Genomic DNA, 24,648 nt, shown 5'->3' on the forward strand with positions numbered 1-24,648 from the left:
GGCGGGGGCATCCGATGACCGCAGTCACCCAACCCGAAGCCACCGCGCCCGATCCCGTTGCCCTGGCCAAACTGGTGGTGGTCGGCAACGGCATGGCGGGCGCACGGGCGCTGGAAGAGATTCTCACGCGAGGCGGCCGGGAGCGGTTCGCCATCACGGTGTTCGGCGACGAACCCTACGGCAACTACAACCGGATCCTGCTGTCGAACGTGCTGGCCGGATCCGACGACGCACGCGAGATCTACCTCAATCCGCTGGATTGGTACGCCGACAACGACATCGACCTGCGCGCCGGGGTGCGCGTGGTGCGCATCGATCCGTTCGCGCACCGGGTGTACGCCGACGACGGAACCACGCTGCGTTACGACAAGCTGATCCTGGCCACCGGCAGCAGGTCGTTCTTCCCACCGGTCGACGGCATCTGGCAGGACGACAGGACCCTGGCCCCAGGCGTTTTCGGGTTCCGTACCCTCGATGACTGCCAGGCCATGATCGAGTTCGCCGAGGCGCAACCGGGCTCCCAAGCTCTGGTCATCGGGGGTGGATTATTGGGCTTGGAGGCCGCGCGGGGACTGCAGAGCCGGGGCTTGCGGGTCGGGGTCGTGCAGGGTGGCCCGTCGCTGATGAACGCCCAGCTCGACGACCATGGCAGCGCCATCCTGCGCCGGCTGGTCGAGCAACTGGGCATCAAGGTGCACACCGGCAGGAGCACCACCAGGCTGCTCACCAAGGACGGTCGCCCATCGGGCATCGAATTCGCCGACGCCAGCGTGCTGCCGTGCGACATGGTGGTGATGGCGGCCGGCATCAGGCCCAATGTCGGGCTGGCCGTCCGCGCCGGTTTGGCGGTGGAACGCGCCATCGTGGTCGACGACCGCATGCGTTCCATCGACAACGACGACATCTACGTGGTGGGGGAGTGTGCGCAGCACCGCGGTCAGGTCTACGGGCTGGTGGCGCCGTTGTGGGATCAGGCAACCGTGCTGGCCGAGCACTTGACGGGCGCGAATCCCCATGCGGCATATCATGGTTCGCGCACCGCCACCAAGCTGAAGGTCGCAGGTGTCGACGTGGCGGCGATGGGGCTGAAGTCCCCCGAGCGCGACGATGACGAGTTCGTGCAGTTCTCCGAACCCAAGCGCGGTGTCTACAAGACGGTGGTGGTGCGCGACGACAAGCTGGTCGGCGCCACGCTGGTCGGCGACGTGAGCAAGGTTGCCTTCCTGATGCAGGCGTTCGACCGCGGACTTCCGCTGCCACCCGAACGGGTGTCGCTGATGTTCGACATCGGTGGCGCACCGGACAACGCCACCGGCGCCGCCGAATTGGCTGACGACGCGCAGGTCTGCAACTGCAACGGGGTCAGCAAGGCCACCCTCGTCGGCTGCGTCAAAGGTGGCCAGACCTCGGTCGAGGGCGTGATGTCGGCGACCCGGGCCGGCAAGGGATGCGGGTCCTGCAAGGGCCTGGTGGCCCAGGTCGTCGAATGGGCGGCGGACGGCGCGGTCTCCGAAGACGCCACATCGAAGTGGTACGTCCCGAGCCTGCCGTACGAGAAGCCTGATTTGATGAGCAAGATCCGGGAGCTCGAACTGCATTCGGTGTCATCGGTTTTCGCCGCGCTGGCGCCCGAGGGTCGCGAGGATGCCGGCTCTAAAATGGCGCTGGCCTCGTTGCTGCACATGATGTGGGGCGACGAATTCGTCGACGAACGCGACGGGCGGTTCATCAACGACCGTGTGCACGCCAACATCCAGCGCGACGGCACCTTTTCGGTGGTGCCGCAGCTGAAGGGCGGCGTGACGAGCGCGCACCAACTGCGCACGATCGCCGATGTCGCCGACAAATACCGCATCCCGATGATCAAACTCACCGGCGGTCAACGCATCGATCTGCTGGGCGTGCGCAAGGAAGACTTACCGTCGGTGTGGGCCGACCTCGGCATGCCGTCGGGCTACGCGTACGGCAAGAGCTTCCGCACCGTGAAAACGTGTGTGGGCAGCGACTTCTGCCGCTACGGCGTGGGCGATTCGACGGCGCTGGGCATCGCGATCGAAGAGCGGTTTCAAGGCATCCCCAGTCCCGGCAAAATGAAGTTGGCGGTAACCGGGTGCCCACGCAACTGCGCCGAAGCGCTGTGCAAGGACGTCGGCGTCGTCGCGATCGAGGGTGGGCAATGGCAGCTCTACGTCGGCGGAGCGGCGGGCGCACACGTGCGCAAGGGCGACCTGCTGGCGACCGTGGACACGCCGGACCAGGTGATCGCGCTGACGGGCCGGTTCTTGCAGTACTACCGGGAGAACGCCAACTGGCTGGAACGGACCTACGATTTCGTGCCGCGGGTCGGCATCGACCACATCCGGTCGATCGTGGTCGACGACAGTGTCGGTCTAGCGGCCGAGCTGGACGCGCGCATGCAGAAATCGATTGATTCCTATCGTGACCCGTGGAGCGAGAGCCGAAATCCGGTCGAACCCAATCAATTTCGCCCGTCGCTACCGCTCATTCCGCTGCCGCAGGTGCCGGCGCGATGACCGCCGTCTCGTTGGGACCGGTGGAGCAGATTCCCGTGGGGCAGGCCCGCGTCTTTGTCGTCGGTGACCGGCAGGTGGCGGTTTTTCGGCTGCGCGACGGCTCGTTGCGGGCGCTCGACGCCGTCTGCCCGCATCGGGGTGGTCCGCTGGCCGACGGTCTCGCCGACAGCCGCGTCGTCATCTGCCCGCTGCACAACTATGTCTACGACCTGTCCACCGGGTGCGAGGTTGGCAACGGCGGCGCACCGGTCATCGCGTACGCCGTTCACGCCGACGACAGCGGAACCATCTTGCTGTGCGTTGACGACAAGGTGCATGCCTGACCCCACGCCGGCCGGGGGCCATGGATTAGCGCAGCCACGTTCGGGGTATCGGAGCAGTGCTGGCGCACGTGCTTGCCGTCAGCTTGTTGGGGTTGCCGGTGCGTCGCCGCAACGTCCCGCACGGGACCGAGCGCCGCCGCGCCGCCCGATCGGCCAGGACGCGAGGACGTGAAATGCTTGGGCAACTTTACGATCGGGCACTGGGTGGGGAGCGATGTTGGATCCGTCATGAGGACGGCGAACTGCGGCCACTGCCGGCGCACCGATGGTTGGGTGTGCGACGTCCCGGTGATGGATCTGGCGACGCCTTCGTCTTCGACGAAGTCTTCGACGAAGCCGTCACGCAGATGTGCACCGGGCCGACAATCGAGCTGGGCTGCGGGCCGGGCCGGTTGGTGGCCAGGCTGATTCAGCGTGGCATCCCCGCCCTCGGCATCGACCGGTCCGCGACCGCGATCCAGCTTGCGGGCCGGGGTGGCGCGCCGGCCCTGCTGGGCGACGTGTTCGAGCCGCTGCCGGGAACGGGCCTGTGGCAGACGGTGCTGCTGGTCGACGGCAACGTCGGGCTCGGCGGGGACCCGCGCCGAATTCTCGGGCGCGCCTTCGAATTGCTGGCCCGCGGTGGCCGTTGCGTCGCCGAATTCGAGGCCGAGGCCATCGGAATCTGTTCGCGGTGGGTGCGGCTGGAGGCGGCGGGCGAGGTCGGGCCCTGGTTTCGGTGGGCATCCGTCGGGGTGGACAGCGCCGCCGCGCTGGCCGCGCAGGTGGGGCTGACGCTGACCGGCGTCAGCCTTGTCGGCGGCCGGGTGATCGCCGACCTGACGGCCAGGTAAGCGTGTCGTTCACAGCAACATTCACCGACCTCAGCGAACCGCCAAAAACGGCTCAAACAGCGTAAATACCGAACTCAGCGAGCGCGCCGGGCAAAGCGTTCTCGCCACGTTCGCCCGTTCTACGGAAAGGTCAGTTTGCGAATCGCGGTGAGGGGTACAGTCCCCAGCATGACGGTGAGCGGACCGGGCATTACCGATTGCGTGAAATGGTTGCTGCGGGCCCGCCCCGGTGACTATGCACTGGCGTTGAGTGTGGCGGGGGCTTCGCTGCCCGTGGTCGGTAAGCACCTTGAGCCGCTGGGCGGTTTGACCGCCATGGGTGTCTGGGGCGCCCGCCACGCACCGGAGGCGATCTCCGCGGCGACCAAGGACTGGTTCACGCCCGGAATCAACGACGTCCGGCGTCGCGACCGGGAGAGCACCCAGCAGGTTTCCCTCGCCGCGTTGCGCGGGGTCGTGTCGGCCGCGGACCTCGAGATGGACTGGCCGGTCGCGGAGAAGACACCGCCGATCTGGGAAGGGCTGCGCCAGCGCCGCTACCTCTACCGCCGCGCCGTCCACTACGGCGACCACCCCGATCAGGTGCTCGACGTCTGGCGGCGCAAAGACCTGCCCGCGCAGCCCGCGCCGGTCTTGATCTTCCTGCCGGGCGGCGCCTGGGTGCACGGCAAGTGCATGGGCCAGGGGTCGGCGCTGATGTCCCGGCTCGCCGAACAGGGATGGGTTTGCCTGGCGGTCAACTACCGCGTCGCGCCGCACCACCGCTGGCCGCGCCACATCATCGACGTCAAGACCGCCATCGCGTGGGCCCGTGCCAACGTCGACAAGTTCGGCGGCGACCGCAATTTCGTTGCGATAGCAGGATGTTCGGCCGGGGGCCACCTGTGCGCGCTGGCCGGGCTGACGCCCGACGACCCACAGTTCCAGGCGAAGTTGCCCGAGGGCGCGGACACCTCGGTGGACGCCGTCGTCGGGATCTACGGCCGCTACGACTGGGAGGACCGCTCGACGCCGGAGCGCGAACGGTTCGTCGAATTCCTGGAGCGGGTCGTGGTGAAGAAGTCGATCGCCCGTCGCCCCGAGATCTTCCGCGACGCGTCCCCGATCGCGCGGGTGCACCGCAATGCGCCACCCTTCCTGGTCATCCACGGCAGCAAGGACACCGTCATCCCCGTCGAGCAGGCGCGCAGCTTCGTCGAGCGGCTGCGGGCCGTGTCGCATTCGATGGTCGGCTACCTCGAATTCCCCGGGGCCGGCCACGGGTATGACCTCGTCGACGGCGAGCGCGCCGGCGCGGCCGCGCACGTCACCTCGCTGTTCCTCAACGAGATCTACCGCACCAAGACACGCGTCGGGGCAAAAGAGGTTATCTGAACCGCCACCGCTGAGTATGGTCCCTCTATGGGTAAGGGGCAGCGGTGAAGAGGCTTAGCGGGTGGGACTCTGTACTGCTGTACAGCGAAGCGCCGAACGTGCACATGCACACCATCAAAGCGGCTGTCATCGAACTCGACGCCGACCGCCGATCGCTGGACGTCAACGCGTTTCGCGAAGTCATCGCCGGGCGGCTGAACAAGCTCGATCCGTTCTGCTACCAGCTCGTCGAAGTGCCGTTCAGCTTCCATCACCCGATGTGGCGGGAGAACTGCGAACTCGATCTGGACTATCACATCCGCCCCTGGCGGGTGTCGCCGCCGGGCGGCCGTCGCGAACTGGACGTGGCCATCGGGCAAATCGCCAGCACGCCGCTCGATCGCAGCCGCCCGCTATGGGAGATGTACTTCGTGGATGGCTTGGCCAACAACCGGATTGCGGTCGTCGGCAAAATTCACCACGCCCTGGCCGACGGTGTCGCCTCGGCGAACCTGCTGGCACGCGGCATGGACCTGCAGCCGGGGCCGGAAGGCCAGACGTATATGTGCGACCCGGCTCCCACCACGCGGCAGCTGATGGCGTCGGCGTTCGCCGACCACCTACGCCATGTCGGGAGGCTGCCGCACACCATCCGCTACACCGCCCAGGGGTTGGGCCGGGTGCGTCGCAGCGCACGCAAATTCTCGCCGGAGCTGACGCGGCCCTTCGAGCCGCCGCCGACCTTCATGAATCACAAGATCACCGCGGAACGGCGGTTCGCCACCGCCACGCTGGCACTGGCCGACGTCAAGGAGACCGGCAAGCGACTCGGGGCGACGATCAACGACATGGTGCTGGCCATCGCGTCCGGCGCGCTGCGCACCCTGCTGTTGCGGTACGACGGCAAGGCCGTGCCGCTGCTGGCATCGGTGCCGATGAGTTTCGACTTCTCGCCCGAACGGATTTCCGGCAATCGTTTCACCGGTGTGCTGGTGGGCCTGCCGACCGATTCCGACGATCCGTTGGAGCGGGTGCGGTGCAGCCACGAGAACGCCATCGCCGCCAAGGAAAGCAACCAGCTGATCGGGCCGGAGCTGGTCAGCCGGTGGGCGGCCTACATGCCACCCGCGCCCACGCAGGCCTTCTTCCGGTGGGCGTCCGGGCGCGACGGGCACAACAAGATCCTCAACCTGAACATCTCGAATGTGCCCGGTCCCCGGGAACGCGGCCGGGTGGGCGGCGCGCTGGTCACCGAGATCTATTCGGTGGGCCCGCTGACCGCCGGCAGCGGCCTGAACATCACCGTGTGGAGTTATGTCGATCAGCTCAACATCTCGGTGCTCTCCGACGGGTCCACGCTCGAGGACCCGCACGAGGTCTCCGAGGCCATGGTCGCCGACTTCATCGAAATCCGCAGGGCGGCAGGGATTTCCGAGAAGCTGACGGTCATCGAGGCCGCGATGGCTCCGGCGTGATCGGCCCGGGTCGGTAGATAATCGCCTGCGCCGGTAATTGGGATCTCGGGGGACGTTAACGCCATTTCCGCCGGCGGTTACCATCGGTCCGACAGGAGCTATCTGAAAGCCACCCATCCCTGAAGGAGCTGTGCGGCACGTGAGCACTGGGAACGACGACGCCAACGAACCCGAAGTTCTGGTCGAACAACGGGATCGAATCCTCATCATCACGATCAACCGGCCGAAGGCCAAGAACGCGGTCAACTCCGCGGTCGCCAACGGCCTGGCCGCCGCCGTCGATCGGCTCGACAACGAGACCGGCCTTTCGGTGGGCATCCTCACCGGGGCGGGCGGCTCGTTCTGCGCGGGCATGGATCTCAAGGCCTTCGCCCGCGGCGAACTGCCCATCGTCGAGGGCCGCGGCATGGGCTTCACCGAGCGTCCGCCGGTCAAGCCGCTCATCGCGGCGGTCGAGGGCTACGCGCTGGCCGGCGGCACCGAGCTGGCACTGGCCACCGATTTGATCGTGGCCTCGAAGGACTCGGCGTTCGGCATCCCGGAGGTCAAGCGTGGCCTGGTCGCCGGCGGCGGCGGGCTGCTGCGGTTACCGCAGCGCATTCCATCCGCGATCGCCATGGAACTGGCACTGACCGGTGAAAACCTGAGCGCCGAGCGGGCGCACGCGCTGGGCATGGTCAACGTGCTGGCCGACCCGGGCAGCGCGCTGGACGCCGCGATCGAGCTGGCCGAAAAGATCGCGGCCAACGGGCCGCTCGCGGTGGCCGCCACCAAGCGGATCATCGTGGAGTCCCGCGGCTGGAGCCCCGAGGAGATGTTCGCCGAGCAGAACAAGCTGCTGACTCCGGTATTCTCCTCCAACGACGCCAAGGAAGGCGCGATCGCCTTCGCGGAGAAGCGCCCACCCAAGTGGACGGGCACCTAACCGACGAGGTAGCGCTGCACGGTCGGCCCTAGCCAACCGACCAAGTCTTCGATCGATGTGGACGCGAGCGGCTCGATCCTCAGCTGGTAGCGCGCGAACGCCAGTCCCGCGAGATGGCTGGCCACCAGCTCGACCCGCAGCTCAGCGTCGGCGACCCCGAATTCCGTCGCGATCCGCTTCGCGATGGGGCCGGCAAGGCTGTCGTGCAACACCTTTCGGGCCTGGGGGTGAATCGCCGCCGAACGCCACAGCGTCAGGAACGGCTCGTAGACTGCGCCTTCGTCCCAGTGCTCGAGGAAGCGGCGCACCAGCTTCGGGCCGATCCGTTCGGTCCCCTCGTCCAGGAGCGCGGCCAGCTGGTGCAACGGGTGCTCGGGACCGGTCAGCGTGGACGCGGTGAACAGGCCTTCCTTGTTGCCGAAAAAGTAGTAGACCATCGCGACGTCCACACCAGCGTCGGCCGCGATCGCGCGGACGGTGGCCCGCTCGTATCCGTCGCGCATGAAGCGTTCGCGCGCCGCATCGATGATGCGCTGTCTGTTCAGTTGACCGGTGCGCCACCGGCCGGCGCGCCGCGGTTCCGGCATGCCCGACAGAATACTTCAACAGGCGTTGGCGTATGCCCCCCTGCGGCGTACGTTTGGTTGTTGAACGGACGTTGGAGTATTCGACGAAGGAGGTTTGCCATGGTGACAAGCACGCGACGACCCCTTTGGTGGCGACACCTGATGTCTGTCCTGCTGTTCCCGGTGACGGTCACGCTCGTCGTCCCAGCCCTGATCGTCATCCCGGCGGGCGTGCGAGTGTCGCAGCTCGATACCGCGCTGACGGTCGGGCTGATCACGGCCGGCTGCTTGCTGATCGGCGCCGGCTTGGGCCTGATGATCTGGACGAACGTGCTGTTTGACCGAGTGGGCGAGGGGACGCTTGGGCTGGGCGATGTCATGGGGGAGCCGGTCCATCTGGTCGTACGTGGCCCATACCGGCACGTGCGCAACCCGATGATCACCGGCGTGCTGTGCATCCTGCTCGGTGAGGCGGCCATCACCGCGTCGGGCGCGCTATTGCTTTGGTTCGCAATCTTTTTCACGTTCCAGGCGATCGCCATTCGGTTCTGGGAGGAGCCCCATCTCACCGAGCGCTATGGCGATGAATACGTCGACTACCGGGGTAACGTGCCGCGCTGGGTCCCGCGCATCTCGGCCTGGGATCCGCCCGGTCGTCGCTGAGGCGGTGGAAAAGCGCCCACCCAAGTGGACGGGCACCTGATCTAGGCGGCCTGATCCTCTTCTGCCGCTGAGCTTTCCGCGTCCGCGCTGTCCTCGGCGGTGACGGGGCCGGCCACCCTCGATGCGGCGTCGGTGGTCGGCAGCGGGGCCAGACCCGGCTCCGGGGTCAGCAGCATGGTCGCGCGCGCGTCCAGCACGTGGCCGATGAAGAAGTCGTAGAGGAAGATCCCGATCACGGCGCCGACCAGGGGGCCGACGATCGGGATCCACCAGTACTGCGTGGTGCCGCCGTAATCACCGGAGAATGCCAGCTTCCCCCAGCCCATGAAGTAGGTGAACACGCGCGGACCCAGGTCGCGGGCGGGGTTGAGCGCGTAGCCAGCGTTGGTGCCGTACGAGCACCCGATCACCGCGACGACGAAGCCGATGATCAGCGGCGCCATGTTGCCCGCCGGCGCCTGGTTGCGGTGGTCGATCAGCGCGGCGATCAGGACCACCAGGATGGCGGTCCCGACCAGCTGGTCCACCAGCGGTCCCAGGTAGCCGCCGTGGAAGTACTGGGCGGGAAACGTCGCGAAGATCGAGTAGGTGTCCTGTGACTCCGGCCTGCTCAGCTGGTTGGCCGCGTTGTAGTCGTCGATGGCCGAGCCGTAGACGGCGTATACCGCCGCGGCGGCGCTGAACGCCCCGAGCAGCTGGGCGATCCAGTACGGAATGACGTTGCGCCAGTCGAACTTTCGCGCCACGGCGAAGGCCAGCGTGACCGCGGGGTTCAGGTGCGCACCGCTGATACCGCCGGCGACGTAGGCCGCGAGCATCACCGCGAACGCCCAGCCGAACACGATGATCAGCCAGTTCGCCGGGCCGAACGGCACGGTCTGCCGGCCCGACCCGGGCAACCCGACGACGTTGAGCGCGCAGGTGCCGAGTCCGAGCAGCAGCAGGATGAAGGTGCCGAAGAACTCGGCGAGCATGGCGCCGGGCAGCCCGGCGCGCAGTCTGGTCATCGTGGTGACGGTTGCCCGGGTCTGTTCTTCCAGCCTTGTCGATGTCGATTCCACGTGGTTCCCAACTAGGTCGGCGGTCTACGCCGTCGGGCGCCTGCAGCGACGGCCCGGGCGGAGCTTCGGGTGGGGTTAACCCACCGTCAGCTGCGGGTAAACCTCGCCGGCATGCTCGGGCGATGCGATCGGCTGACGGTGCTGGGTCGCAAGATAGTTGCGTGATCTAAACTACAGTCGGGCATGACACTTTTGGTCAGCTTTGTAACGCGTGGATACCGGAGAAAGATCGAGGATGAGCATTTCGCTGCTGCTCGAGATGGCCGCGTCGGGCGACGCCGAGCGCACCGCGGTGGTGTCGGGCGACCTGCGGCTGACAACGCAACAGCTCAGCGATCTCGCCGACGGCGGCGCGGGGGTGATCGCCGGGTCGAATGCCAAGCACGTCGCGTACGTGGGCACCGGCGGCGCGATGCTGCCGGTGCTGATCTTCGCCGCGGCGCGCGCCGGGGTGGCCTTCACGCCGATCAATTACCGGCTCTCCGCCGAGGGCATCCAGGCACTGATCGAGCGGCTGCCCGAACCGTTGGTGATCGTCGACCGCCGCTACCGCGACGCGGTCGGCGACGTGTCGGACCGGGTGATGGACTCCGACGACTTTTTGGCGGCCGCGCGCACCGCCGAGCCGGCCACTGAAGGTCTCGCGTTCCCCGACCCGGACTCCGTCGCGATCGTGCTGTTCACCTCGGGCACCACGTCGCAGCCCAAGGCCGTCGAACTCTCGCACAACAACCTGACCAGTTACGTCACCGGGACCGTCGAATTCGGAGCGGCCTCCGACACCGACGCCGCCCTGATCTGCGTGCCGCCGTACCACATCGCCGGGGTCAGCGCCGCGCTCTCGAATCTGTATGCCGGCCGCAAGATGGTGTACCTGCCGAATTTCGATGCGCAGGAATGGGTTCGGCTGATCAACACCGAGAATGTCACCACCGCGACGGTGGTGCCGACCATGCTGGACCGCATCATCACCGTGCTGGAGAACGGCGACGGGCCGGCCATCGAGCTGCCGTCGCTGCGCAACCTGGCCTACGGCGGCTCGAAGGTGGGGCTGCCGCTGGTCCGCCGGGCACTCGAGCTGCTGCCCAACGTGGGCTTCGTCAACGCCTACGGCCTGACCGAGACCAGCTCGACGATCGCGGTGCTGACGCCCGACGACCATCGCGTCGCGCAGGCGGCGGAAGGCCCCGACGGCGCGCGCCGCCTCGGCTCCGTCGGCCAGGCGGTGGCGGGCGTCGAGCTGCAGATCCGCGACGAGGCGGGCAATGTGTTGCCGCCGGGCGAGACCGGCGAGCTGTTCGTGCGGGGCGAGCAGGTGTCGGGCCGCTACACCGGGATCGGTTCGGTGCTCGACGAAAACGGTTGGTTCCCCACCAAGGACATCGCCATGCTCGACGACGAGGGCTACCTGTTCATCGGCGGGCGCAGCGACGACACCATCATCCGCGGCGGCGAGAACATCGCACCCGCCGAGTTGGAAGAGGTCCTGGTCGAGCATCCCCACGTGCGTGACGTCGCCGTGGTCGGTGTCGAGGACCCGCAGTGGGGCCAGGCGATCGTCGCGGTCGTGGTGCCGGCGGCGGGCGTGGACCCCGACCCCGAAGAATTGCGGGAATTCGTCCGCAAGAGTTTGCGCGGTTCGCGCACCCCCGACGAGGTAGTGTTTCGCGACGAGCTGCCCACCACCGCTACCGGCAAGGTCTTGCGGCGGGAGATCATCCAGACCCTCACGGGATTGCGCGCCGCACCGGCCCAGAAGTAAGCGATCAAGGACGGAAATCAATGGTCAAGAACGGAACTCGTCTCGCCAGCCAGGTCTGTGACACGCAGGTGATCGTCGTCAGGAGTGCCGACAGCCTGGACGACCTGCGGTGTGGGGGTGCGCCGATGGTGCCGGTCGGCGGCGAGCGGTCGGGCGAACTGGACCCGGCATTCGCCGACGGCACGGTCATGGGCAAGCGCTACGTCGACGACGCCGGTGCCGAGGTGCTGGTGACCAAGCCTGGCGCGGGCAGCCTGAGCATCGGGCAGACCGCCCTGCAGCTCAAAGAGGTCAAGCCGTTACCGGCCAGCGACTGAGCGGGTCACTGCGCGGCGTCCTGCTTTCCCGGGATCTTGTTCCGGGCCACGAATTCCTTTGCCTTGATCAGGAATTCGAGCTGTTCGCCCACCTGGTGTAGCGGGCCCGCGTTGCGGGTGGAGCGGGAGAGCACAACGGCGCCCTCCAGCGCGGAGATCGACATCACGGCCAGCGACGCGGCGTCGGCGTGGTCGAAGCCGTCGTTGACGAACGCGCGGGTGAGCGCGGTGCACCAGCGGCCCAGGATGGCGCCGGCCTCGGCGGACAGCTTGGGACCATCGTCGTCCGAACAGCCGATCGCCGCCGCCACGACCGGACAGCCTGCGGTGAATCCGCCGTCGGTGAGCAGCCGCTCCCAGAATCCGACGAACTCCTGCAGCAACACCCGGGCTCCCCGCCCGGCGGCGTCGTCGATCATGGCGGTGATGGAGTCGCCGGAGTAGCGCAGAGCTTCGGTCAGGATCTGGTTGCGTCCGTCGGGAAAGTGGTAGTACACCGAGCCGCGTGGGGCGCCGCTGCGGGCAAGCACCGCGTCGATGGTGACGCCCGCCGCCCCGCGTTCGCGCATCACCTCGGCGGCGCTGGCCAGCATCTTCGTCCGGGTGCCCCCGCGTTTCGCCGGGGGCTGCTCCGGCGCTGCCTCACCGATAGTCGGGGTGGGCGTGCTTCCCATGGCCGGACTCATGCAGCGTGTGAGTGCCGCAGCGCCGGCCAGTGCATATGACGTGGGCTGAAGCGGAATGTGCGGCGCCGCAAGTCTGGCATCTCGCGGGTGAATTGATAGCCGGCGACGTTGAGCTCGATGATCCACATGCTGTTCTCCCGGCCTGTGTACGGCCCTTGATTATGCTATGAACCATATAAGACATCCGTAAATTAAGCAATTCCGCAGGTGGCATGTGATGTACGCCGCATAAAGCGATGGCCGACCGGTGGGGATCCGCACTTACGGCCGCGAAAGTACAGCGGAATTATGCTCTATTGCATAATCTCTACAACTCGACTTCACTGGGCGGATGGTCAACAGCCCCGAGCCCTCGCCGTCCGCCCTGCCGAATCTGGACACCGTGTCGTTGCAGCGTGACGGCCATGTCCTGCTCATCGGCCTGAACCGGCCGCGCAAGCGCAACGCGTTCGACCGCGCGATGCTGGCCGACCTGTCCCGCGCCTACGGCGTGCTGGAGTCCGATCCCTCGGTGCGGGCCGGGGTGCTGTTCGCGCAGGGCGACCACTTCACCGCCGGTCTGGACCTCGTCGACGTCGGCCCCGGCATCGCCGCCGGGGAGCTGTCATTCCCGGACGACGGCAGAGATCCCTGGCGTCTCGACGGCGCCTGGACCACGCCGCTGGTCGCCGTCGCGCACGGCTGGTGCATGACTCTGGGCATCGAATTGCTGCTGGCCGCCGACATCCGCATCGCCGCGACCGGCACCCGGTTCACTCAGCTGGAGGTGCAGCGCGGGATCTATCCGTTCGGCGGTGCGACGATCCGCCTGCCCAGGGCAGCCGGTTGGGGCAACGCCATGCGCTGGCTGCTCACCGGCGACGAGTTCGACGCCGCCGAGGCGCACCGCATCGGGCTGGTCCAGGAGGTGGCCGACGACGCGGCGGCGGGTCTGGCCCGGGCTCGCGACATCGCGCACACCATCGCCGATCGCGCGGCACCGCTGGGCGTGCGGGCGACGCTGGCCTCGGCCCACCTGGCGGTCGAGCGCGGGGACGCGGCCGCCGTCGAGCGGCTGCGCCCCGCCGTCAGCGAACTTTTCGCCAGCCGGGACGCCGCCGAGGGTGTGCAGTCGTTCGTCGAACGCCGGCCGGCCCGCTTTGTCGGGCGCTAGCCGCAAAGCGCCGAGCGTGCAACTGGTTTCACGCTCGCGGCACGGGATCAGGCGTCGACGGTGTAGCCCATCGGCATCAGCACGCTCTTCTGCTGCGTGAAGTGCTCGACGCCCTCCGGCCCGTTCTCGCGACCGATGCCGGAGTTCTTGTAGCCGCCGAACGGGCAGCACGGGTCGAAGGCGTACCAGTTGATGGCGTAGGTGCCGGTGCGGATCTTCTCCGAGATCTCGATGCCCTTGGGGATGTCGGTGGTCCACACGCTGCCGGCCAACCCGTACGCCGAGTCGTTGGCGATCTTGATCGCGTCCTCCTCGGTGTCGAACGGGATGATGCTCAGCACCGGCCCGAAGATTTCTTCCTGGGCGATCGTCATCTTGTTGTCGACGTCGGCGAAAACCGTGGGCTGGACGAAGAACCCGTTGTCCAGGCCCTCGGGGCGGCCGCCGCCGCACACCAGCCGGGCGCCTTCCTCGATGCCCTTGGCGATGTAGCCCTCGACGCGGGCGCGCTGCTTCTCCGAGATCAGCGAGCCAATCTGGGCGGCGGGGTCCGACGGCGGTCCGACCGGCAGCGCCTGCACGAATTCGCTTATCGCGTTGACGATTTCGTCGTACCGCGAGCGGGGCGCCAGGATGCGGGTCTGGCCCACGCAGGCCTGCCCGGTGTTCATGATCCCCGAGAACACCAGCATCGGGATCGCCGAGGCCAGGTCGACGTCCTCAAGGAGGATGGCCGCCGACTTACCGCCGAGCTCCAGCGTGCACGGCTTGAGCATTTCCGCGGCGCGACGGCCGATCTCCTTGCCGACGCCGGAGCTGCCGGTGAACGTGAACAGGTCGACGTCCGGGTTGGAGGTCAGCGCCTGGCCGGTCTCGATGCCGCCGGGCACCACCGACAGCACGCCCTCGGGCAGGCCGGCCTCGGCGAAGATGTCCGCCAAAGCGTTTGTGGTCAAGGGGGTTTCGGCGGCGGGCTTGAGCACCACGGTGCAGCCGGCCAGTAGCGCCGGGCCCAGCTTGTTGACCGCCAGGAACAGCGGCACGTTCCAGGCGACGATCGCGCCGACCACGCCGATCGGCTCGCGGTGCACGATGGTCTGGCCGTAGGAGCCGTTGCGGATCTCGCGCCACTTGACCTGGTCGACGGCCGGGCCGGCGAAGAAGTTCATCGCGCCCATCGAGCCCATCCAGTGCATGGTCTCGATGGTGGTCGGCGGCTGGCCGGTCTCGCCGGCGAGCAGCGCGCTCAGCAGTTCCTTGCGCTCCTCCATCAGCTTGACCGCGTTGGCGATGACGGCCGCGCGTTCCTTCGGCGGCGTCGAGGGCCACGGGCCGCTGTCGAACGCGGCGCGTGCCGCGGCGACAGCCGCGTCGACATCCGCCGCTGCCGCCGCCGGTGCTTTGCCGAAGTATTCGCCGGTGGCCGGACAACGCACCTCGAGGACTTCAGAGGTCGACGGCTCCGTCCACTTGCCGCCGATGAAAAGCTTGTCGTATTCGGTCTTGATGTCGGTCATCTTCCGCGCTCCTCCTCATCGCTCCGCCCCGCGTCGTCGCGGGCGGGCATGCGCGCCACCCTACCCAAGCCGACGCAAAACGAGAACACGTTTCACTATTGGGGTTGCAGGACCAGCACCAGATTGCTCACCAGGAACTCGCGCAGCACCGGAACGCCGGTCAGCCACCACGCCCATCGCGGGTGGTAGCGGGGAAATGCGGCCGCCAGCACCCCGGTGTTCTCGGCCCAGTTCAGGCCCGCGGCCGCCGACACCTCGAACAACGACGACCCGTAGTGGTTTTTGGGCGGATGGCCATGCTTGCGGACATAGCGGGCTGCGGCGCGGGCGCCGCCGAGGTAGTGGGTCAGGCCCATCTCGTGGCCGCCGAACGGCCCCAGCCAGACGGTGTAGGACAGCACGGCCAGCCCGCCCGGCTTGGTCACCCGCAACATCTCGGCGCCGAGCTGCCAGGGCCGCGGCACGTGCTCGGCGACGTTGGAGGACAGGCAGATGTCAACGGAGTCGTCGGCGAACGGCAGCGCCATCCCCGAGGCGCGCACGAAGGTGCCGGCTCCGCCGGCAACGGTGGGGCCGGCGGCGTGCATCTCGCCGGGGTCGGGTTCGACCCCGACGTAGCGGACGCCGGCATCGGTGAAGGCCGCCGCGAAGTAACCCGGCCCCCCGCCGACATCGAGAAGCGTGCGGCCGGAAAGGGGCTCGCCGCGGGTGGCCCGCCACAGGTCGCTCACCATGGCCGCGGTGTCGGCCGCCAGGGCGCCGTAGAAGCGGGCCGGATCCGCCTGCTCGTAGCGAAATTCCGACAGCAGCCGCACCGAGCGGGCCAGCGTCGCCCGGCGCGCGAAGATCTCGGTGGCCGCCACCGGCCACACCCTACGGATGTGCGGCGCTGCCCGGAGCACATCGTCGCCGGTTAGGCTGACGATCGATGTCTTCCTTGCGCTCCGTGCTGCTGCTTTGCTGGCGCGATACCGGGCACCCGCAGGGCGGCGGCAGCGAAGCCTATCTGCAGCGCATCGGAGCGCACCTGGCCGCATCGGGAATCGCCGTCACGCTGCGCACCGCCCGCTATCCCGCCGCACCGCGCCGCGAGGTCGTCGACGGCGTGCGGATCACCCGGGCCGGGGGCCGCTACACGGTGTACATCTTCGCGCTGCTGGCGATGGCCGCGGCCCGGTTCGGGGTCGGGCCGCTGCGGAAAGTGCGGCCCGACGTCGTCATCGACACCCAGAACGGCCTGCCCTTCCTGGCCCGGCTGATCTACGGCCGCCGGGCGGTGGTGCTGGTGCACCACTGCCACCGCGAGCAGTGGCCGGTGGCCGGGCCGGTGCTCGGTCGCCTCGGCTGGTTCGTCGAGTCGACGCTGTCGCCGCGGGTGAACCGGCACAACCAGTACGTCACGGTGTCGCTGCCGTCCGCGCGCGACCTGGTCACCCTGGGCGTCGACGGCGCCCAGATCGCGGTGGTGCGCAACGGCCTCGACCGGGCGCCGGCGCAGTCGCTGTCGGGCCCGCGCTCGGCCGCGCCGCGGGTGGTGGTGCTGTCGCGGCTGGTACCGCACAAGCAGATCGAGGACGCCCTGGAGGCGGTCGCGCGGCTGCTGCCGCGGACACCGGGTCTGCACCTGGACATCGTCGGCGACGGCTGGTGGCGCGAGCGGCTCGTCGAGCACGTGCAGCGGCTCGGCATCGGTTCGGCGGTGACGTTTCACGGTCACGTCGACGACGTGACCAAACACCATGTCCTGCAAGGGGCCTGGGTGCATCTGCTGCCGTCGCGTAAGGAGGGCTGGGGCCTGGCCGTCGTCGAGGCCGCCCAGCACCGGGTGCCGACCATCGGCTACCGGTCCTCGGGTGGCCTGTCGGACTCGATCGTCGACGAGGTGACCGGGATCCTGGTGGACAGCCACGCCGAGCTGGTGGATCGGCTCGAAGAACTGCTCGGTGATCCGGTGCTGCGCGAGCAACTCGGCGCCAAGGCGCACACCCGCAGCGGGGAATTCTCCTGGGCGCAGAGCGCCGACGCGATGTGCGGTGTGCTGGAAGCGGTGCAAGCCGGCCGCACGGTCAGCGGGCTAGTCACCGGGCGGGGCTGAGCGGGCGCGGCGCCGCCATGCGCCGATCACCGTGCCTGCGCCGCCGCCGATCAGCATCGCCAGCCACGCCAGATGCGCGACCGTCGTCGCCGTCCGCCGCTCGGCGGCCACCCCGGCGGTCTGCCCGCCGATCCGATACAGCGCGATCTCGCGGTCCCGATAGGCAGGGGCCAGCGCGCCCAGGGTGCGCGCGGCCGCACCCTGGGCGCCGGCGCTGTCGGATTCGACCACCAGCCAGCCCACTCCGGCCGCGGCCAGCGTCGCCGGATCGGGCCCGGACAGCAGGAGCTCCTGTACCGCCCGGGCGTGCGAGCCCTCGCCGGCGATGGTGGTCCCCGAGATCACCAGGTCACCGGTGCTCAGAACGTCGGCGTGCACCCAGCGGGGCAGCGGGTCCAGTACCGGTGTGGGGCCTGACCAGGAGAACAGCCGCATGGTGCCGGCGGGCAAGACTGCAACGGCTGCCGGCCGGGCGTTGATCGCCGCGGCGACGGCGGTCCAGCCGCGCGGATAGCGCACCGGCGCCACCTTGCCGAATACGCCCCAGGCCAGGTCGGGTAGCGCCAGCAGCAGCGCCAGGCAGCAGACCAGCGCCGGGACCGCGGTCCCGGAAAGTCGTAGCCACCGGCGCAGCGTCACCGCCGCACCGGCCCCCGCCAGCGCGTAGCCCGGCATCGCCAGCGCCACCCACTTCTGCCCGTCGCGCAACACCCCGAAGCCGGGCACGGTGTCGACCACCCTGCTCAGCAGCTGCAGGCCCGGGCCGGTCGCCAGCGTCGCCGGGACCAGCACCGACACCGCCGCCAGCACCAGCAGTGGCACCGCCCCCGGCCGCCGGGCGACCGTCGGCAGGCCCACCGCCACCACACCCAGCAGCACCAGGGCCGAGCACACCGCGAATAGCGTGGTGCGCGAACCGGGTACCGCGTCGCCGTTCCAGATGCCGCCGAGGCTGGCCAGGCTGGCCAGCGTGCCCAGCCCGGGCTCGGCGCGGGGCGCGAACGCCTCGACCCCCAACCGGTTGGCCGCCGTGTGGGCGGTCAGCGACGAACCCATCGCCGACGCCGTCAGCCACGGCAGCGCCGCCACCACCGCGGCCCCCAACGCGGCCGCGGCGCACCACCGGCGCGCGGTGCCGGTGCCCGGCACCGCCACGCAGACCAGCGCTACCATCGCGGCCAGCAGCAGCCCGGTCGGGGTGAGCCCGGCCAGCGCGATCCAGAACGCCAGCCCGAAAAACGCGAACCGGCTCGCCGCCGTCGTCCGCAGTGTCAACATGGCCGCGGCCACCCAGGGCAGGCAACCATAGCCGACCAGCAGGCTCCAATGACCCTGCAAAAGCCGTTCCGCGACATAGGGATTCCAGATCGCCACGGTGGTGGCGACGAACTGGCCGGGGGCGCCCGCGCACGGCAGCGCGACGGCGACCAGCCGGGCCGCGCCCCATCCCGCCAGCCACAACCCGAGGACCAGCAGGGTCTTCACCACCACCCCGCCGTCGATCAGCCGGGAGGCCAGCGCCACCGCGAAGTCTTGGGGGGTGGCGCGCGGCGCCGACGTCAGCCCCAGCGCGGTGTCGGACAGATAGGACCGCGGCGTCGACACCGCGTCGCGCAGCAGCAAGTATCCGGGCGCCAGGAGCGGCCCGACCACCAGCAGCGCCAAGACCAGTGCGTACCCGGGTCGGGCCCAGCGCACGGTTAACGCATCCGGACCGGGCTATTCCCGGTCGTGCGTGCCGGGCGGATTCGACTCGGTCGGGCCCGCCTCCGTGGGCTCATCCGGGCCCGGCGGGGCGGAGCCGGAGCCGGGCGGACCGGCCTCCTGGCGCTCCTCGGGCCGTTGCGTGGGCAGCTTCTCGGTCTCGGCTTCGGCGCCGGGCACCGGTTCCTCGAGGCCGCTGCGGCCGAAGAAGTCCTGGTCGCTCCGGTCCAGGCCAGGGTCGGTCAGCGCGCTCTCGCTGCGCAGGCTGAACGAGGCGAGCAGCCCGCCGCCGATCAGCGCGATCAGGCCGACCGCGGTGAAGGTGATCGGCAGTACCCGCGACCACAGCGCCAGCCGGTCGCGCTCGTCGCGGGCCGCGTTGATCTGGGATTCGACGGTGTCTTCGTTCGAGGTGACCTTGTAGTCGGCCAGCGTGAGCTCCGGCTTGAGCGGGTCACGGGCGAAGTAGTGGTCGGCGTGCTCGGTCTGCTTGACGATGGTGCCCGACACCGGGTCCACCCAGAACGTGCGCTGCGCCGCGTAGTAGCGGGTCATGGTGATCTGCTCGTTCGGATCGCCGCCCTGGATGCCCCACATCGACGCCGACGTGGTCTGCTTGGCGTCTTCGTTGCCGGCCAGCAGCGACTGGTAGGCCACCGGCGCCACCAGCTTGCCGTCGGCGTTGAAGCCGACGTTCTGGGTGAACTTGTACGTGGTCAGCCCGTTGACGTCTTCCTGGGTGTCGTAGTTGACGTCGAAAGCCTTCTGCGCGATCGGATCGAAGTAGGGATAGGTCTTCTTCTCGGTGTGGAACGGGAACCGGTAGGACAGCCCGTCGTGCCGCAGCGGCATCGCGGTGGGCGGGTTCTCGTCGTTGACCGCGCGCGGCTTCTGGACCGAGCCGCCGGCGTGGGTGTCGTCGGAGACGGCCAGTGCGGTCTTGCGGTTGAGCGTGACGGTGTCCACGATCGCCAGCAGCAGCCCGCTGTCCTTCTGCTTGTCGGTGCGCCGCAACGAACTTCCGACCTGAAGCGTGACCACGTCGGCGTTGGCGGGCGACTCGACGCTGATCTGCTGCTGGGAGACCAGCGGCACGTTCTGGTTGACGACGACGTGGTCGGTGGACAACGACGCGGAGTCGAGTGTGGTGCCGGTGCCGTCACTGATCAGCGTGGCGTCCACGTCCAAGGGGACCTTGGTGATCCTGGACGTCGTGTACGTCGTCAATAGCAGCGCGGCGATAAGCAGGGCAGCTCCGAGTCCGATGATCCCGCATGCGGCGAACCTCAACATGACTGCTCGGTTCACGTCGCTGTGCCCTCCTCAATTCCTTGCTTCATCAGCCGTGACCCGACCCGAGCAAGCAGCCCGGGGCAAACTCGTTTGACCCTAACAGCACAAAGTAAGGTAGCGACTTACGAACCTGTTGGTCGCGCGGACGGGTCCACCGGGTGTACCCGTTCGCCGGGCCACGCATCACAGGCAAACTGTGGTGGTGAGCGATGACCAGCGGGTGGGCGGGATCCGCAGCTTCCTGCCGGCCGTGGAGGGCATGCGCGCCTGCGCGGCCATGGGCGTGGTGGTCACGCACGTCGCGTTCCAGACCGGGCACTCCAGCGGCGCCACCGGCAGGCTGTTCGGCCGCTTCGATCTCGCGGTCGCGGTGTTCTTCACGCTGTCGGGTTTCCTGCTGTGGCGCGGACATGCCGCGGCGGCAAGGGATCTGGGACCGCGCCCGCGCACCGGCCACTACCTGCGGTCGCGGGTGGTCCGCATCATGCCCGCTTATGTGGTGGCCGTCGTCGTGATCCTGACCCTGTTGCCCGACGCCGACCACGCCAGCCTGACGGTGTGGCTGGCCAACCTGACGCTCACCCAGATTTACGTGCCGCTGACACTGACCGGCGGGCTGACCCAGATGTGGAGCCTGTCCGTCGAGGTCAGCTTCTACCTGGCGCTGCCGATCCTCGCGCTGCTGGCCCGCCGCCTGCCGGTGCGGGCCCGCGTGCCCGCGATCGCCGCCCTGGGCGCCCTCAGCTGGGCGTGGGGCTGGGTGCCGCTAGGCGGCGAGTCCGGCATCAACCCGCTGAACTGGCCGCCGGCGTTCTTCTCCTGGTTCGCCGCGGGCATGCTGCTGGCCGAGTGGGTGCACAGCGGGATCGGGTGGCCGGCGCGCATCGCTCGCCGGCGAGTGGTGATGGCCGCCGTCGCGGTGGTCGCCTACCTGATCGCGGCGTCCCCGCTGGCCGGTCCCGAGGGCCTGGTGCCCGGCAGCCCGGCCCAGTTCGCGGTGAAGACCGCGATGGGCTCGCTGGTGGCCTTCGCGCTGGTTGCCCCGCTGGTGCTGGACCGGGTGGACACGCCGCACCGCATCTTGGGGACCACCGCGATGGTGACCCTGGGGCGCTGGTCCTACGGGCTGTTCGTGTGGCACCTGGCGGCGCTGGCCATGGTGTTCCCGGTGCTCGGGACGTTCCCGTTCACCGGCCGCATGCCCACGGTGCTGGTGTTGACGTTGGTCTTCGGTTTCGCGATCGCCGCGGTCAGCTATGCGCTGGTCGAGTCGCCGTGCCGAGAAGCGTTGCGCCGCTGGGAGAAACGCGAGAAGACCGGCGAAACGGCTCAGGCCGTCGACGCCGAGGCTGACGCGATCGCGCCTTAGCCGGTGCGGTCCATCCACTCTTCCAGCGCGTCCGCGGACGGCAGGCAGACGGTCCGCTCGATCTTGGAGAACAGGTCTCCGCCGTACTCGACCGCCGATTTGATCAGGCTGCCCAGCGCCTCGATGTGGATGCCCTCGCTGAGTAGGTAGGCGTTCTCACCGACGACGCTGACATGGCTTGGTCGGGCGGTTTCGCGCACGAACGCCTTAGGCCAATGGGTGTCGCGATTCCAGTCGTTCACCAGTTCCATCAGGCGTGGGCGTTCGCCGGCCGGGTAGTAGACGGCCGGGCTGATGGAGATCTCCAGCAGGTCGCGCCGTAGCCCGTCGACCCGCACGGTGAGGTGCAGCTTGCCGCGCTCGTAGTTGGACAGCACCAGGAATTCCTCGCCGTCGTCGCTGCGGAAGAACCGCAGCTGTCGCGATTGCAGGCAACGTTCGATCAGCTCGGTACTCAACGGCTCGATCTGCATGGCCCCTCTTTCGGTCACCGGTCATCGACCGGCCCATATTGGGGTCGCGTCCTTGGAGGATCCTTGGCGGGCTGCGACGGCCCGCGGGTCAGCCGGCTTCCGCGGTCGCCAGGCGCTCCATGATCTGGGCGCGGACCGCCGAGCGGCGGGCCTTGCCGGCGTCGTCGCGCAGCGGGGTGTCGACGAACTCCACGGTGTGCGGCACCTTGTATCCCGCCACGTGGTCGCGCAGAAACGCTTGCACGCCAACCGAATCCAGCACCGAACCGTCGATCGGGTGCACGAGGGCGTAGGGCACCTGACCCAGATCCTCGTGCGGGACGCCGACGACCAGACAGGACAACACGTCGGGGTGCGCCGAGAGCGCGTTCTCGATCTCGGCGGGGTAGACGTTGCGGCCGCCGACGGTGAACATGTCGACCCGCCGGTCCGAGAGGTAGAGGAACCCGTCGGCGTCGAAAAAACCGAGATCGCCCAGCGAGTCCCAGCCGTCGCGGCTCTTCGCGGTGGCGCCGACGTAGCGGTAGGTGGGCGCGCTGTCCGGGCCGGGCCGCAGGTAGATCTCGCCGACCACGCCGGGCGGGCAGGGGTTGCCGTCGTCGTCGAGCACCTTCATCTCCCCGGCGACCACCACGCCGACCGACCCCCGGTGCGTCAGCCACTGGTCCCCGGAGATGAACGTCAGCGCCTGTAATTCGGTGCCGCCGTAGAGTTCCCAGACTTTCTCGGGGCCGAGCAGGTCGATCCAGGCCTGCTTGACGGCGGGCGGACACGGCGCCCCCATGTGCCAGAACCGCCGAACCGACGAGAGGTCGTAGGAGCCCGGGTCTGCGTGGTAGACCGGCAACACCCGCTGCATGATCGTCGGCACTGTCGTCAGGAACTGGACGCGATGGTCGGCGATCAGCCGGAGAAAGCGCTCGGGGTCGAACCGGCTCATCAGCACCAGGTGGTGACGCATCAGCAAGGCGATCGTCGCCGTCGTGAAGCCGGTGTTGTGGGAGAGCGGAATCGGCACCAAGGTGGTGTCGCCCTCCTGGGCGCCCAGTGGATAACCGATCGCCGACGGTATCCGGCTGTCGCCGCCGGAGTCGATCAGCTTGGGCCTGCCGGTGCTGCCGCCGGATCCCATTGCCTTCCACACCGGTGATACCGCCTCCGGCAGCGTGCCGTCCGAAAGACCTGGGTCGGGCGTGAAACACATTGGCACACTGGGAAGTTCAGGATGCTCCCGACCCACCAACAGGGCGGGTGGCCGCAGGCCCAGCAAGCCCTGCAGCTCGGCGTCCGGCAACCGTGCGGACAACGGCTGCGGCACCGCACCCAGCTTCCAGCACGCCACCGCGGCCTGGATCCACTCGACCGAGTTGGGCAGCACCATGGTCACGTAGTCGCCGACACCCACGCCGCGCTCGGCGTAGGCGCGGGCCAGCCGGTTCGTCGAGCGGTCGAGTTGGGCGCGGGTGAGGGTAATGCCGTCGCAGGTGACCGCCGGCTCGTCGGGGGCGAGTTCGGCCAGCGCCGAAATCTGCGTGCCGATCGGCGGGATCGGCTCACTCATACGCGCCCTGTCGCTCGAAGATGCGGCGCGGGTTGTCCACCAGCATGGTGTGCAGCTGTTCGTCGGTCACGCCGCGTTCCTTGAGCGCCGGGATCACGTCGTTGTGGATGTGCAGGTAGTGCCAGTTCGGCATCACCTGCGACACCAGCTCGTCGGGCAGCGCGTCGAAGTAACAGTTGGCGTCGTGCGAGAGCACCATCTTGTCGGCGTGCCCGCGCTCGCACATCTGCGCCACGATGTTCACCCGGTCCTCGAAGGGCAGGAACGCGTCGATGCCGAAGCGGTCCATCCCGAGGTAGGAGCCGGCGGCGATGAGCTCCTCGAGGTAGCCGATGTCGGTGCTGTCGCCCGAATGCCCGATGATCACCCGGCTCAGGTCGACGCCCTCCTGCTCGAAAATCTTTTGCTGTTCGAGGCCGCGCCGCAGCCCCGCGTGGGTGTGCGTGGAGATCGGCACCCCGGTGCGCTTGTGCGCCTGGGCCACCGCGCGCAGCACCCGCTCGACGCCGGGGGTGACGCCCGGTGTGTCGGTCGCGCATTTGAGGATCCCGGCCTTGATGCCGGTGTCGGCGATGCCCTGCTCGATGTCGCGGACGAACATGTCGGTCATGATCTCCGGGCCGCCGAGCTCGCCGCCCGGGCCGAGGTAGTGGAAGTACATCGGCACGTCGTTGTAGGTGTAAAGCCCAGTCGCCACAACGATATTCAACTCGGTCTCGGCAGCGACCCGGGCGATCCGCGGGATGTAGCGGCCCAGGCCGATCACGGTGAGGTCGACGATGGTGTCCACGCCGCGGGCCTTCAGTTCGTTGAGCCGGGCGATGGCATCGGCCACCCGTTTCTCTTCGTCGCCCCAGGCTTCCGGATAGTTCTGGGCGATCTCGGTGGTCATGATGAACACGTGCTCGTGCATGAGCGTCACGCCGAGATCGGCGGTATCGATGGGGCCGCGCGCGGTATTGAGTTCTGACACGTGACTGATGCT

22 protein-coding genes are annotated in these 24,648 nt (G+C 68.6%); 12 read left to right on the forward strand and 10 right to left on the reverse strand.

Annotated features, from left to right (window positions below; all coding sequences use genetic code 11):
• Window positions 1-14: 14 nt before the first annotated feature.
• The 6 genes from nirB to A5760_RS03230 all read left to right on the forward strand — a co-directional run bounded on the left by nirB (window position 15) and on the right by A5760_RS03230 (window position 7,443).
• Entirely contained in the window at window positions 15-2,534 is a 2,520-nt protein-coding gene (nirB, locus tag A5760_RS03205) for a nitrite reductase large subunit NirB (protein WP_064877663.1), read from the forward strand.
• A complete protein-coding gene (locus A5760_RS03210) occupies window positions 2,531-2,857 on the forward strand; it encodes a Rieske (2Fe-2S) protein (RefSeq protein ID WP_064877664.1) in 327 nt (108 codons plus the stop codon). The genes nirB and A5760_RS03210 overlap by 4 nt, the downstream gene beginning before the upstream one ends.
• 173 nt (window positions 2,858-3,030) lie before the next feature.
• Window positions 3,031-3,690: a hypothetical protein gene (locus A5760_RS03215; protein ID WP_064877665.1), complete on the forward strand. Its 660-nt coding sequence runs from the start codon at window positions 3,031-3,033 to the stop codon at window positions 3,688-3,690.
• A gap of 168 nt (window positions 3,691-3,858) precedes the next feature.
• On the forward strand, window positions 3,859-5,064 hold the full coding sequence (locus A5760_RS03220; protein WP_064877666.1) for an alpha/beta hydrolase: 1,206 nt from the start codon (window positions 3,859-3,861) through the stop codon (window positions 5,062-5,064).
• A gap of 44 nt (window positions 5,065-5,108) precedes the next feature.
• Window positions 5,109-6,518: a WS/DGAT/MGAT family O-acyltransferase gene (locus A5760_RS03225; RefSeq protein ID WP_064877667.1), complete on the forward strand. Its 1,410-nt coding sequence runs from the start codon at window positions 5,109-5,111 to the stop codon at window positions 6,516-6,518.
• Between the two features lie 130 nt (window positions 6,519-6,648).
• Window positions 6,649-7,443 (forward strand): crotonase/enoyl-CoA hydratase family protein, encoded by a 795-nt coding sequence (locus A5760_RS03230; protein WP_419538213.1) that lies wholly within the window; start codon window positions 6,649-6,651, stop codon window positions 7,441-7,443.
• Here A5760_RS03230 and A5760_RS03235 read toward each other — a convergent pair.
• The gene (locus tag A5760_RS03235; RefSeq protein ID WP_064877669.1) at window positions 7,440-8,030 is read right to left on the reverse strand and encodes a TetR family transcriptional regulator; all 591 of its coding nucleotides are present in this window, start codon (window positions 8,028-8,030) and stop codon (window positions 7,440-7,442) included. The genes A5760_RS03230 and A5760_RS03235 overlap by 4 nt on opposite strands.
• A gap of 141 nt (window positions 8,031-8,171) precedes the next feature.
• Between A5760_RS03235 and A5760_RS03240 the strand changes: the two genes are divergently transcribed.
• Window positions 8,172-8,672 (forward strand): methyltransferase family protein, encoded by a 501-nt coding sequence (locus A5760_RS03240; RefSeq protein WP_231122530.1) that lies wholly within the window; start codon window positions 8,172-8,174, stop codon window positions 8,670-8,672.
• A gap of 41 nt (window positions 8,673-8,713) precedes the next feature.
• Here the strand turns inward: A5760_RS03240 and A5760_RS03245 are convergent, their stop codons facing one another.
• Window positions 8,714-9,679, reverse strand: a complete 966-nt coding sequence (locus A5760_RS03245) for an MIP/aquaporin family protein (protein ID WP_082279319.1) — start codon at window positions 9,677-9,679, stop codon at window positions 8,714-8,716.
• Between the two features lie 289 nt (window positions 9,680-9,968).
• On the opposite strand from A5760_RS03245, the gene A5760_RS03250 reads away from it, so the two are divergent.
• Window positions 9,969-11,495, forward strand: coding sequence for a class I adenylate-forming enzyme family protein (locus A5760_RS03250; protein ID WP_064877672.1), 1,527 nt, complete (start codon window positions 9,969-9,971; stop codon window positions 11,493-11,495).
• A 20-nt stretch (window positions 11,496-11,515) separates the two neighbouring features.
• Window positions 11,516-11,812, forward strand: coding sequence for a hypothetical protein (locus tag A5760_RS03255; protein ID WP_064877673.1), 297 nt, complete (start codon window positions 11,516-11,518; stop codon window positions 11,810-11,812).
• A 5-nt stretch (window positions 11,813-11,817) separates the two neighbouring features.
• On the opposite strand, the gene A5760_RS03260 is transcribed toward A5760_RS03255, so the two are convergent.
• A complete protein-coding gene (locus A5760_RS03260) occupies window positions 11,818-12,486 on the reverse strand; it encodes a TetR/AcrR family transcriptional regulator (protein WP_196771969.1) in 669 nt (222 codons plus the stop codon).
• Between the two features lie 343 nt (window positions 12,487-12,829).
• On the opposite strand from A5760_RS03260, the gene A5760_RS03265 reads away from it, so the two are divergent.
• Window positions 12,830-13,651 (forward strand): crotonase/enoyl-CoA hydratase family protein, encoded by an 822-nt coding sequence (locus A5760_RS03265; protein ID WP_064877675.1) that lies wholly within the window; start codon window positions 12,830-12,832, stop codon window positions 13,649-13,651.
• A 47-nt stretch (window positions 13,652-13,698) separates the two neighbouring features.
• On the opposite strand, the gene A5760_RS03270 is transcribed toward A5760_RS03265, so the two are convergent.
• Together A5760_RS03270 and A5760_RS03275 are read right to left on the reverse strand one after the other, a co-directional pair.
• Complete coding sequence (locus A5760_RS03270) at window positions 13,699-15,168, reverse strand: aldehyde dehydrogenase (protein WP_064877676.1); 1,470 nt, start codon at window positions 15,166-15,168, stop codon at window positions 13,699-13,701.
• 95 nt (window positions 15,169-15,263) lie between these two features.
• Window positions 15,264-16,031: a class I SAM-dependent methyltransferase gene (locus A5760_RS03275; RefSeq protein ID WP_064877776.1), complete on the reverse strand. Its 768-nt coding sequence runs from the start codon at window positions 16,029-16,031 to the stop codon at window positions 15,264-15,266.
• A 65-nt stretch (window positions 16,032-16,096) separates the two neighbouring features.
• Between A5760_RS03275 and A5760_RS03280 the strand changes: the two genes are divergently transcribed.
• Window positions 16,097-17,263, forward strand: a complete 1,167-nt coding sequence (locus A5760_RS03280; protein ID WP_064877677.1) for a glycosyltransferase family 4 protein — start codon at window positions 16,097-16,099, stop codon at window positions 17,261-17,263.
• Here A5760_RS03280 and A5760_RS03285 read toward each other — a convergent pair.
• The gene (locus A5760_RS03285; RefSeq protein ID WP_064877678.1) at window positions 17,243-18,961 is read right to left on the reverse strand and encodes a hypothetical protein; all 1,719 of its coding nucleotides are present in this window, start codon (window positions 18,959-18,961) and stop codon (window positions 17,243-17,245) included. The two genes, A5760_RS03280 and A5760_RS03285, sit on opposite strands and share 21 nt — an antisense overlap.
• 21 nt (window positions 18,962-18,982) lie before the next feature.
• The gene (locus A5760_RS03290; protein ID WP_196771970.1) at window positions 18,983-20,275 is read right to left on the reverse strand and encodes a DUF3068 domain-containing protein; all 1,293 of its coding nucleotides are present in this window, start codon (window positions 20,273-20,275) and stop codon (window positions 18,983-18,985) included.
• Between the two features lie 181 nt (window positions 20,276-20,456).
• Between A5760_RS03290 and A5760_RS03295 the strand changes: the two genes are divergently transcribed.
• On the forward strand, window positions 20,457-21,629 hold the full coding sequence (locus A5760_RS03295) for an acyltransferase family protein (protein WP_064877680.1): 1,173 nt from the start codon (window positions 20,457-20,459) through the stop codon (window positions 21,627-21,629).
• Here the strand turns inward: A5760_RS03295 and A5760_RS03300 are convergent.
• The 3 genes from A5760_RS03300 to A5760_RS03310 all read right to left on the reverse strand — a co-directional run bounded on the left by A5760_RS03300 (window position 21,626) and on the right by A5760_RS03310 (window position 24,636).
• Window positions 21,626-22,102 (reverse strand): YbjN domain-containing protein, encoded by a 477-nt coding sequence (locus A5760_RS03300; protein WP_064877681.1) that lies wholly within the window; start codon window positions 22,100-22,102, stop codon window positions 21,626-21,628. The two genes, A5760_RS03295 and A5760_RS03300, sit on opposite strands and share 4 nt — an antisense overlap.
• Window positions 22,103-22,190: 88 nt before the next feature.
• On the reverse strand, window positions 22,191-23,663 hold the full coding sequence (locus A5760_RS03305) for an AMP-binding protein (RefSeq protein WP_064877682.1): 1,473 nt from the start codon (window positions 23,661-23,663) through the stop codon (window positions 22,191-22,193).
• Entirely contained in the window at window positions 23,656-24,636 is a 981-nt protein-coding gene (locus A5760_RS03310; RefSeq protein WP_064877683.1) for a phosphotriesterase, read from the reverse strand. Before A5760_RS03310 ends, A5760_RS03305 begins: the two co-directional genes overlap by 8 nt.
• Window positions 24,637-24,648: the final 12 nt, after the last annotated feature.

It is taken from the genome of Mycobacterium colombiense, from assembly GCF_001665835.1.
GTDB classification, from domain to species: Bacteria; Actinomycetota; Actinomycetes; order Mycobacteriales; family Mycobacteriaceae; genus Mycobacterium; species Mycobacterium colombiense_A.

What these genes read in the sequence shown, in the direction of transcription:
- nirB (WP_064877663.1), top strand. Translation starts at nt 15, where the DNA reads ATGACCGCAGTCACCCAACCCGAAGCCACCGCGCCCGATCCCGTTGCC.
- A5760_RS03210 (WP_064877664.1), top strand. Translation starts at nt 2,531, where the DNA reads ATGACCGCCGTCTCGTTGGGACCGGTGGAGCAGATTCCCGTGGGGCAG.
- A5760_RS03215 (WP_064877665.1), top strand. Translation starts at nt 3,031, where the DNA reads ATGCTTGGGCAACTTTACGATCGGGCACTGGGTGGGGAGCGATGTTGG.
- A5760_RS03220 (WP_064877666.1), top strand. Translation starts at nt 3,859, where the DNA reads ATGACGGTGAGCGGACCGGGCATTACCGATTGCGTGAAATGGTTGCTG.
- A5760_RS03235 (WP_064877669.1), bottom strand. Translation starts at nt 8,030, where the DNA reads ATGCCGGAACCGCGGCGCGCCGGCCGGTGGCGCACCGGTCAACTGAAC.
- A5760_RS03240 (WP_231122530.1), top strand. Translation starts at nt 8,172, where the DNA reads ATGTCTGTCCTGCTGTTCCCGGTGACGGTCACGCTCGTCGTCCCAGCC.
- A5760_RS03245 (WP_082279319.1), bottom strand. Translation starts at nt 9,679, where the DNA reads ATGACCAGACTGCGCGCCGGGCTGCCCGGCGCCATGCTCGCCGAGTTC.
- A5760_RS03250 (WP_064877672.1), top strand. Translation starts at nt 9,969, where the DNA reads ATGAGCATTTCGCTGCTGCTCGAGATGGCCGCGTCGGGCGACGCCGAG.
- A5760_RS03255 (WP_064877673.1), top strand. Translation starts at nt 11,516, where the DNA reads ATGGTCAAGAACGGAACTCGTCTCGCCAGCCAGGTCTGTGACACGCAG.
- A5760_RS03260 (WP_196771969.1), bottom strand. Translation starts at nt 12,486, where the DNA reads ATGGGAAGCACGCCCACCCCGACTATCGGTGAGGCAGCGCCGGAGCAG.
- A5760_RS03265 (WP_064877675.1), top strand. Translation starts at nt 12,830, where the DNA reads ATGGTCAACAGCCCCGAGCCCTCGCCGTCCGCCCTGCCGAATCTGGAC.
- A5760_RS03270 (WP_064877676.1), bottom strand. Translation starts at nt 15,168, where the DNA reads ATGACCGACATCAAGACCGAATACGACAAGCTTTTCATCGGCGGCAAG.
- A5760_RS03280 (WP_064877677.1), top strand. Translation starts at nt 16,097, where the DNA reads ATGTCTTCCTTGCGCTCCGTGCTGCTGCTTTGCTGGCGCGATACCGGG.
- A5760_RS03300 (WP_064877681.1), bottom strand. Translation starts at nt 22,102, where the DNA reads ATGCAGATCGAGCCGTTGAGTACCGAGCTGATCGAACGTTGCCTGCAA.
- A5760_RS03305 (WP_064877682.1), bottom strand. Translation starts at nt 23,663, where the DNA reads ATGAGTGAGCCGATCCCGCCGATCGGCACGCAGATTTCGGCGCTGGCC.